This window comes from Streptomyces sp. NPDC001599, assembly GCF_042893535.1.
Classification (GTDB): Bacteria; Actinomycetota; Actinomycetes; order Streptomycetales; family Streptomycetaceae; genus Streptomyces.
In genome coordinates this window covers 742,039-751,768 of sequence record NZ_JBIAVA010000002.1, presented here as the reverse complement: position 1 = coordinate 751,768, position 9,730 = coordinate 742,039, and the positions used below count along the sequence as shown (strand labels likewise).

Below are 9,730 nucleotides of genomic sequence, written 5' to 3'. Positions count from 1 at the left end.
GCCCCGGCGTCAGGAAGTCGCCGCCGCTCGCGCCCACGCGGCGAAGCCGCAGATCGGACACAGCCCCGCGCCCCCGGGTTGGCCGCGAGCCCCGGCGTCAGGAAGTCGCCGCCGCTCGCGCCCACGCGGCGAAGCCGCAGATCGGACACAGCCCCGCGCCCCCGGGTTGACCGCGAGCCCCGGCGCCAGGAAGTCGCCGCCGCTCGCGCCCACGCGGCGAAGCCGCAGAAAGGGCACCCTCTGTGCGGAGAGGGTGCCCTTTCGTGTGGCTGGGGTTCTAGCCTGCCGCCGCTATGCGGCCCGTCGTGCGGGCGGCGTTCTTGAGTTCCACTTCGCGACGGCGGCGTCGGGCCAGGACCACGCGGCGTTCGGCGGCGGTGAGGCCGCCCCAGACGCCGTAGGGCTCGGGTTGCAGGAGGGCGTGCTCGCGGCACTCGACCATGACCGGACAGCGCGCGCAGACGCGCTTGGCGGCCTCTTCGCGGGAGAGCCGGGCGGCGGTCGGTTCCTTGGAGGGGGCGAAGAACAGTCCGGCCTCGTCGCGCCGGCACACCGCCTCGGTGTGCCAGGGAGCGTCTTGGTCCCTGTCCCGCACGGGCACCCGCTGGGCCGGAACGGCAGCTACCTGCAGGGACGAATGCGGCGGTTGCAGCACGGGTCTACTCCTGACGACGGCTTCGCTAGCGAGAGACGATGCGTCAAGGCTTACCCGTTGTACGCGCGCCTATGCACTGGGTTCGCAACCGCTGCCGGTGCCGCGCTACACGTGCTTGCGCAAACCCTTCTCGACCCGTCGGTGCACCCGGTCGAGGATGTCGGCGACGACCTTGCCGCGCTTGGGACGGGCCTCCACGCTGCCCAGTACGGCCCAGCCGTCTATGTAGATGACGGGGGCTTCGGCCTCGCTGGAGTCGAGGGTGTGGACCTCGAAGCTGCCGAGCACGCTGCCGCCCGCGCCGCGCACCGACACGTTCTCCGGGACGCGCACCTCGACGCTGCCGAAGACGGAGAACGCCTTGATGACGACCTGCTGGTACTCGAAGACCGCCTCACTGAGGTCGATCTCGACGCTGCCGAAGACCGCGTAGGCGTGGATGCGGCGGTTCGCCCGCCAGCGGCCCTTGCGGACGGCGCTGCTGAAGACCGCCACCACGTTCTCGTCGGGTTCGGCCGGGATGGCGCCGGCGGTGGGGTGGTGGGGAGCCGGGGCGGTGGTGTCCCGGCCGTGGTGGGCGGCGGGCAGGTCTCGCACGAAGACGTCCAGCTCGCCCACGGTCTTGGCGGCCAGCACGCCCTCGACGCGCTCGGCGTGCTCGTCGGCGGTGAGCCGTCCCTCGGCGAGGGCCTCGCGCAGCATGTCGGCGACACGGTCGCGGTCGGCGTCCGAGGCGCGCAGCTCGGAGGTGCGCGGGGCGGCTGGGGCGTGCTTCTGAAGGTCCACGGCAGTAGCGTACCGAAACGCGATAGATCGCGACTAGCCCTGTGGACAACCTTGTCGCGGACCGGGACCGGGGCCGGATCCACTGAGCCTTACCTCACAAGCTCGGCGCCGTCGGCAGGTTTTACGCTGGTTGGCGCTGCCAACGGAGGCCAGCCGTCGTTGCTGAGGAATCCAGCCGCGCGTGATGTCGAGTGAGGAATGGGCGAGATGCCTGAGTTCGCGTACACCGATCTGCTCCCCCAGGGCGAGGACACCACTCCGTACCGGCTGGTGACCGCCGAGGGTGTCTCCACCTTCGAGGCCGACGGGCGGACCTTCCTCAAGGTGGAGCCGGAGGCCCTGCGCAAGCTGGCCGAGGAGGCCATCCACGACATCCAGCACTACCTGCGCCCGGCACACCTGGCGCAGCTGCGCCGCATCATCGACGACCCGGAGGCGTCCGGCAACGACAAGTTCGTCGCCCTGGACCTGCTGAAGAACGCGAACATCGCGGCGGCGGGCGTGCTGCCCATGTGCCAGGACACCGGCACGGCCATCGTCATGGGCAAGCGCGGCCAGAACGTGCTCACCGCGGGCGGCGACGAGGAGGCCCTGAGCCGGGGCATCTACGACGCGTACAAGAACCTGAACCTGCGCTACTCGCAGATGGCTCCGCTCACCATGTGGGAGGAGAAGAACACCGGCTCGAACCTCCCCGCCCAGATCGAGCTGTACGCGACCGACGGCGGCGCCTACAAGTTCCTGTTCATGGCGAAGGGCGGCGGCTCGGCCAACAAGTCGTTCCTCTACCAGGAGACGAAGGCCGTCCTGAACGAGTCCTCCATGATGAAGTTCCTGGAGGAGAAGATCCGCTCGCTCGGTACGGCCGCGTGCCCGCCGTACCACCTGGCGATCGTCGTCGGAGGCACCTCGGCCGAGTACGCGCTGAAGACCGCGAAGTACGCCTCCGCGCACTACCTGGACGAGATCCCGGCCGAGGGCTCGGCGCTCGGGCACGGCTTCCGGGACAAGGAGCTGGAGGAGAAGGTCTTCGAGCTGACGCAGAAGATCGGCATCGGCGCCCAGTTCGGCGGCAAGTACTTCTGCCACGACGTGCGCGTGGTGCGGCTGCCCCGGCACGGGGCGTCCTGCCCGGTCGCCATCGCCGTGTCCTGCTCGGCCGACCGGCAGGCCGTCGCGAAGATCACCGCCGAGGGCGTCTTCCTGGAGCAGCTGGAGACCGACCCGGCCCGCTTCCTGCCGGAGACGACGGACGAGCACCTCGACGCGGACGGCGACGTCGTCAAGGTCGACCTCAACCAGCCCATGGACGACATCCTCGCCGAGCTGACCAGGCACCCGGTCAAGACCCGGCTGTCCCTGACCGGTCCGCTGGTCGTGGCCCGCGACATCGCGCACGCCAAGATCAAGGAGCGGCTGGACGCGGGCGAGGAGATGCCGCAGTATCTGAAGGACCACCCGGTGTACTACGCCGGTCCCGCGAAGACGCCGGAGGGGTACGCGTCCGGGTCCTTCGGGCCGACGACCGCCGGGCGCATGGACTCCTACGTGGAGCAGTTCCAGGCGGCGGGCGGCTCCAGGGTGATGCTGGCCAAGGGCAACCGGAGCAAGCAGGTCACCGACGCGTGCGACGCGCACGGCGGCTTCTACCTCGGCTCGATCGGCGGCCCCGCGGCCCGGCTCGCGCAGGACTGCATCAAGAAGGTCGAGGTCGTCGAGTACGAGGAGCTCGGCATGGAGGCGGTCTGGAAGATCGAGGTCGAGGACTTCCCGGCGTTCATCGTGGTGGACGACAAGGGCAACGACTTCTTCCAGGACCCGGCGCCCGCGCCGACGTTCACGACGATTCCGGTACGGGGGCCGGGGCTGGCGTAACCCGCCTCGCTCCTCCGCTCAGCAGCAGGCCGGTCCGGCTCCGTCCGGGCCGGCCTTTCGTCTTTCGCCTTGTGTCCGAATAACGAACACAAGGTTCTTCTTTCGGACAACCTGCCGTCCCGGGCGTCCGTTCCATTGACTGCCCCGGCTCCCACTGTGAGTCTTTCGCCGCTCCGACATGTACACGCCATGCGATGCGTACATGCCCTGCGTGGCCACCCCTCAGCCACTTCTGGAGGACCAAGGTGAAACGAAGATCCGCCGTGGCGAGCCTGTCCCTCGCCGTCGTGCTCGGCCTCGGCACACTCCCCGCCGTCGCCGCCGACTCCGCGCCCACCGCCCCGTCGCCCACCGCCCAGTCGCCCGACGTCGACGTGACGAAGGTGAAGGCGCACCTGACCGAGCTGAACTCCATAGCCGGACGCAACGGCGGCACCCGCCGCTCGACCGGCCAGGGGTACCGCGACTCCGTCGCCTACGTGAAGGGCAAGCTGCAGGCCGCCGGTTACACCGTCACCGAGCAGCCGTGCACCTCCGGTTGCAGCAGCGGCGCCGGCCCCAATCTGATCGCCGAGTGGCCGCACGGCGACGCGGGCAACGTGTACATGTTCGGCGCCCACCTCGACAGCGTCTCGGCGGGCCCCGGAATGAACGACAACGGCTCGGGCTCGGCGGCTCTCCTGGAGAACGCCCTGACCCTGGCGCAGCAGAACCCGACGATGAAGAGCCGGGTCCGCTTCGCCTGGTGGACCGACGAGGAACAGGGCCTCAACGGCTCCGACTTCTACGTCCGCTCGCTCTCCTCGGCGCAGCGGTCCGCGATCAGGGCGTACTACAACTTCGACATGGTCGCCTCCACCAACGGCGGCTACTTCGTCAACCACGTCACCTCTGCCGCCGCCGCGCCGATGAAGGCGTACTGGGACTCGCTGGGCCTGCAGCCCGAGGAGAACACCGAGGGCGCCGGGCGCAGCGACGACTACTCCTTCGAGCAGTACGGCATCCCGACCTCCGGCTACGCGATGGGTGCCGGTGCCCGCAAGACCTCCGCGCAGGCCGCCAAGTGGGGCGGCACCGCCGGAGCCTCGTACGACCCGTGCTACCACCGGTCGTGCGACAACCTGAACAACATCAACACCACCGGCCTGGACCGGGCGTCGGACGGCATCGCGTACACCATCTGGCAGCGCGCCGTGGACACCGGCGGCGACGGCGGCGGCTGCGACACCGACCCCGTCGCCAACGGCGGCTTCGAGAGCGGCAGCTCGCCGTGGACCGGGGACACCGGCACCATCGGCGCCCACTCGGGCCAGTCGGCGCACACCGGGAGCCGCTTCGCGTGGCTCGCCGGTTACGGTTCCACGCACACCGAGTCGGTCGGCCAGACGGTGACCGTGCCGGCCGGATGCACCCGGCTGACGTACTGGCTCCACATCGACACCGACGAGTCGGGGACGACGGCGTACGACACCTTCACGGTGAAGGCCGACGGCACCACGCTCGCCACCCTGTCCAACGCGGACGCCCGCGACGGCTATGTGCAGCGCACGGTCGACCTCGGCGCCCACGCCGGCCGGCAGGTGGCCCTGAGCTTCACCGGCAGCGAGGACGGCAGCCTCCAGACCGGCTTCGTCCTGGACGACGTGAGCCTGCAGGAAGGCTGACCCCCAACGGGTGCCGGGCCACGGCGTGACCCGGCACCCGTTCGGCCCGGTCCCGGAACATCCGCGTCGCCCGGCACGCTGTACCCGGTATGAGCGAATACCGCATCGAGCACGACTCCATGGGCGAGGTCCGCGTCCCCGCGGACGCCAAGTGGCGCGCCCAGACACAGCGCGCCGTCGAGAACTTCCCCGTCTCCGGGCAGCGCATCGAGCGCGCGCACATCGAGGCACTCGCGCGGATCAAGGGCGCGGCGGCGAAGGTCAACGCCGAGCTGGGGGTGCTCGACGAGGACGTCGCCGGTGCGATCCAGGAGGCGGCCGGTGAGGTGGCCGAGGGGAAGTGGGACGAGCACTTCCCGGTCGACGTGTTCCAGACCGGGTCCGGTACCTCGTCCAACATGAACACCAACGAGGTCGTCGCCACCCTGGCGAGTGAGCGCCTCGGCCGCGACGTGCATCCCAACGACCACGTCAACGCCTCCCAGTCGTCCAACGACGTCTTCCCCTCCTCGATCCACATCGCCGCCACCGCCGCCGTCACCCGCGACCTGATCCCGGCCCTCGACCACCTCGCCGAAGCCCTGGAGCGCAAGGCGGCGGAGTTCGCCGACGTGGTGAAGTCCGGGCGTACGCACCTCATGGACGCCACGCCCGTCACCCTGGGGCAGGAGTTCGGCGGCTACGCGGCCCAGGTGCGGTACGGCATCGAGCGGCTCCGGGCCTCGCTCCCCCGGCTCGCCGAGCTGCCCCTGGGCGGCACCGCGGTCGGCACCGGCATCAACACCCCGCCCGGCTTCTCCGCCGCCGTCATCGAGGAGGTGGCCCGCGCGACGGGGCTGCCGCTGACCGAGGCGCGCGACCACTTCGAGGCGCAGGGCGCCCGGGACGGCATCGTCGAGACCAGCGGGCAGCTGCGGACCATCGGCGTCGGACTGACGAAGATCGCCAACGACCTGCGCTGGATGGCGTCCGGGCCGCGCACCGGGCTCGCGGAGATCTCGCTGCCCGACCTCCAGCCCGGGTCGTCCATCATGCCCGGCAAGGTCAACCCGGTGATCCCCGAGGCGGTCCTCATGGTCGCCGCCCAGGTCACGGGCAACGACGCCACGGTCGCCGCGGCGGGCGCGGCCGGCAACTTCGAGCTGAACGTCATGCTGCCGGTCATCGCCAAGAACGTGCTGGAGTCCGTACGGCTGCTCGCCAACGTCTCCCGGCTGCTCGCCGACCGCACCGTGGACGGGGTCGTGGCGCACCCCGAGCGGGCCCGCGAGTACGCCGAGTCCTCGCCCTCCGTGGTCACGCCGCTCAACAAGTACATCGGGTACGAGGAGGCCGCCAAGGTCGCCAAGAAGGCGCTGGCCGAGCGGAAGACGATCCGTCAGGTCGTCCTGGAGAGCGGGTACGTCGAACGCGGTGACCTCACGAGGGAGCAGCTGGACGAGGCCCTGGACGTGCTGCGGATGACCCGCCCGTGACGGGTGCGGGCGATCACGGGGGCGTACGCCGGCGCACGCTCTCGCGATCTTCGGCGCGCCGATTGGCCATGGCACCTAATATCTCTCCATGACAGACGGAGAAGCGGTGAGCGCGGCGGCGGGGACGGGAGCGGAGGGCCCGCCGGGCCCGGTGGAACGCTGGACGCCCGGCAGCCACATCCTGTGGCGGTACCGGGAGAACGGCGGCCCGCACGTCCACATCGCACGCCCCGTCACCGTCGTGCGGGACGACGCCGACCTGCTCGCCGTGTGGCTGGCGCCCGGCACCGAGTGCGTGAAGCCGGTCCTGGCCGACGGCACCCCCGTGCACCTGGAACCGCTGGCCACGCGCTACACCAAGCCGCGCGCCGTGCAGCGCGACCGGTGGTTCGGCACGGGGGTGCTGAAGCTGGCGCGGCCCGGCGAGGCCTGGTCGGTGTGGCTTTTCTGGGATCCGGGGTGGCAGTTCAAGAACTGGTACGTGAACCTGGAGCAGCCACTGACCCGTTGGGAGGGCGGGGTCGACTCGGAGGACCATTTCCTGGACATCTCCGTCCACCCGGACCGCACCTGGCACTGGCGGGACGAGGACGAGTTCGCGCAGGCCCTGCGGGACGGCCTGATGGACCCCGCGTCGGCCGAGCGGGTACGCCGGGCGGGGCGTTCGGCGGTGGCGGAGATCCGCGCCTGGGGGTCCCCGTTCACCGACGGCTGGGAGCACTGGCGGCCCGATCCGGCGTGGCCGGTACCGTCGCTGCCGGGGGACTGGGATCGCACGCCCGCGCACGTCTCCTCATGAGACCCTTGATGTGCCCCCCGGCAAGAAACGTAGGATCGTCCTCCGCAATGAGCGCGGCAACGGCAACCGGCGGAGCGTGCGCTGTGCTTGACCGATCGTCACCGAGGGGCGGCAGGACGTGAGCGAGGGGTACGAGGGCAACACGCGGGCGGGCCGCAGACGGCCCGCCGGTGACACAGGAACAGCCTCTGACCACGCGGGAACCCCGTTCCTTGGGCACGGAATGCGGGTATCGGGATTTCTGCGGGACGAACTGCACGCGCCGCGCGCAGTCCCGGACGGATGGATTCGACACGCGTGACGGAGCACCCGACCTCCTTCGACCGCCCCTCGACGGGCGCCGACCCCACGGACCCCCGCGGGGCGCTCCTGCCTGCCTCCGTGCCGCCACGGGCCTCCGGGTCCGCGTTACCGGCCCAGGGGCGCGCCGGGGAGACGCCGCCCACCGCGGGCGCGGACTCCCCGGGGGCCTTCGAGCACTCCCAGCCGGGCGCCGAGCAGGCGGCGGAGCCCGACACGCACCGTTCCCGGCCCGGGTCCGAGGGCGTCCCCGTACAGCCGGACGGCGGGCAGCCGGGCGCGCCCTCGGACGGCGTGTCCGGTGGCGGGCAGGCCGCTCTGGTGCGGCCGTTGCCCGAGGTGCCGGCCGGCGCCACGGACCGCCGCGGCGCGCCGCCGGAGCCGGAGCGGCGTACCGGGCAGCCCACCGCGCCCGGACAGCCCACGCCCATGCGGCGGGACGGCGACCGGCTGCGCTTCGTGGGCGCCGCGACCCGGCGGATCGCCCGGGGCATGGACCTGGACGAGATCGTGATGGGGCTGTGCCGGGCCACCGTGCCCACGTTCGCGGACGCCATCCTCGTCTATCTGCGCGAGCCGCTGCCGGTCGGCGACGAGCGGCCCACCGGCCCCCTGGTCCTGCGGCTGCGGCGCACCGACCGCATACCGGCCGAGCGGGACACCGAGGGCGGCTTCGCGCCCGCGGCCCAGCCGGAGCCCTCCGAGCTGGAGACCGTCGGCGCCGAGCTGTGCGAGGTGCGGCCGGGCAGCGCGCTGGCCGAGGTGCTGCGCGGGGTGCGCCCGGTCTTCACGGACACCCCGGCCGCCCGCGCCGCGCTGCCCGAACTGCTCGGCGACGAACGCGACTTCGCCCTGCCCGACGGCCGCAGGGCGATCCTCGCGCCGCTGCGCGGCCGACGCCGGGTGATCGGCGCCGCGCTGTTCCTGCGCGGACCGGAGCGCGTCGCCTTCGAGGCCGACGACCTGCTGGTGGCCGCGCAGCTCGCCACGCACAGCGCGCTGGGCATCGACAAGGCGGTGCTGTACGGGCGCGAGGCGTACATCGCCGACGAGTTGCAGCGCACGATGCTCCCGGAGAACCTGCCGCGCTGCACCGGCGTACGGCTGGCCTCCCGCTACCTCCCGGCCGCCGAGACCGCGCGGGTGGGCGGCGACTGGTACGACGCCATCCCGCTGCCGGGCAGCCGGGTCGCGCTGGTCGTCGGGGACGTGATGGGCCACTCCATGACGTCGGCGGCCATCATGGGCCAGCTGCGGACCACGGCGCAGACCCTGGCCGGGCTCGACCTGCCGCCGCAGGAGGTGCTCCACCACCTGGACGAGCAGGCCCAGCGGCTCGGCTCCGACCGCATGGCGACCTGCCTGTACGCGGTGTACGACCCGGTCTCGCACCGCATCACCGTCGCCAACGCCGGCCACCCGCCGCCGGTGCTGCTGCACATGGACGGCCACGCCGAGGTGCTGCGGGTGCCGGCCGGTGCCCCGATCGGGGTGGGCGGCGTGGACTTCGAGGCCGTGGAGCTGGACGCCCCGGCCGGCGCGACCCTGCTCCTCTACACCGACGGGCTGGTCGAGTCCCGGCTGCGGGACGTGTGGACCGGCATAGAGCAGCTGCGGGAGCGCCTGGCGGCGACCGCGCAGCTGACCGGGCCCGACCATCCGCCGCCCCTGGAAGCCCTGTGCGACGAGGTGCTCGACATGCTCGGCCCGGGCGACCGGGACGACGACATCGCGCTGCTCGCCGCCCGTTTCGACGGCATCGCGCCCAGCGACGTGGCGTACTGGTTCCTGGAGCCCGAGGACGCGGCTCCCGGCAAGGCCCGGCGCCTCGCCCGGCGGGCGCTCGCCCGCTGGGGCATGGAGGACCTCACGGACGCCGTGGAGCTGCTGGTCAGCGAGGTCGTGACCAACGCGGTGCGGTACGCCTCCAAGCCGGTCACCCTGCGGCTGCTGCGCACGGACGTGCTGCGCTGCGAGGTCGGCGACGACGTGCCGCAGCTGCCTCGGCTGCGGCAGGCGCGGGCGACCGACGAGGGCGGTCGCGGGCTGTACCTGGTGAACCGGCTGGCCCGGCGCTGGGGCGCGACGCGGCTGAGCACCGGCAAGGTGGTGTGGTTCGAGCTGAACCGCGGCTGAGTCGCGGCCGGCCCGCGGCTGGGAAGCGGCGTCACGCGAA

General features: G+C 72.1%; 7 protein-coding genes. 5 read left to right on the top strand and 2 right to left on the bottom strand.

Features of this window, described 5'->3' with window-relative positions:
- Positions 1-277: 277 nt before the first annotated feature.
- Complete coding sequence (locus ACFYZ3_RS08130; RefSeq protein ID WP_310871466.1) at positions 278-655, bottom strand: WhiB family transcriptional regulator; 378 nt, start codon at positions 653-655, stop codon at positions 278-280.
- A 105-nt stretch (positions 656-760) separates the two neighbouring features.
- Positions 761-1,441, bottom strand: coding sequence for a DUF1707 domain-containing protein (locus ACFYZ3_RS08125; protein ID WP_388514699.1), 681 nt, complete (start codon positions 1,439-1,441; stop codon positions 761-763).
- Between the two features lie 207 nt (positions 1,442-1,648).
- Between ACFYZ3_RS08125 and ACFYZ3_RS08120 the strand changes: the two genes are divergently transcribed.
- The 5 genes from ACFYZ3_RS08120 (at position 1,649) to ACFYZ3_RS08100 (ending at position 9,690) form a co-directional block, all read left to right on the top strand.
- Positions 1,649-3,316: a fumarate hydratase gene (locus tag ACFYZ3_RS08120; protein WP_388514698.1), complete on the top strand. Its 1,668-nt coding sequence runs from the start codon at positions 1,649-1,651 to the stop codon at positions 3,314-3,316.
- Between the two features lie 194 nt (positions 3,317-3,510).
- The gene (locus ACFYZ3_RS08115) at positions 3,511-4,980 is read left to right on the top strand and encodes a M28 family peptidase (RefSeq protein WP_388514696.1); all 1,470 of its coding nucleotides are present in this window, start codon (positions 3,511-3,513) and stop codon (positions 4,978-4,980) included.
- 89 nt (positions 4,981-5,069) lie between these two features.
- A complete protein-coding gene (locus ACFYZ3_RS08110; RefSeq protein ID WP_388514694.1) occupies positions 5,070-6,455 on the top strand; it encodes a class II fumarate hydratase in 1,386 nt (461 codons plus the stop codon).
- A gap of 88 nt (positions 6,456-6,543) precedes the next feature.
- Positions 6,544-7,254, top strand: coding sequence for a DUF402 domain-containing protein (locus ACFYZ3_RS08105; RefSeq protein ID WP_388514692.1), 711 nt, complete (start codon positions 6,544-6,546; stop codon positions 7,252-7,254).
- A gap of 282 nt (positions 7,255-7,536) precedes the next feature.
- Complete coding sequence (locus ACFYZ3_RS08100; RefSeq protein WP_388514690.1) at positions 7,537-9,690, top strand: SpoIIE family protein phosphatase; 2,154 nt, start codon at positions 7,537-7,539, stop codon at positions 9,688-9,690.
- Positions 9,691-9,730: the final 40 nt, after the last annotated feature.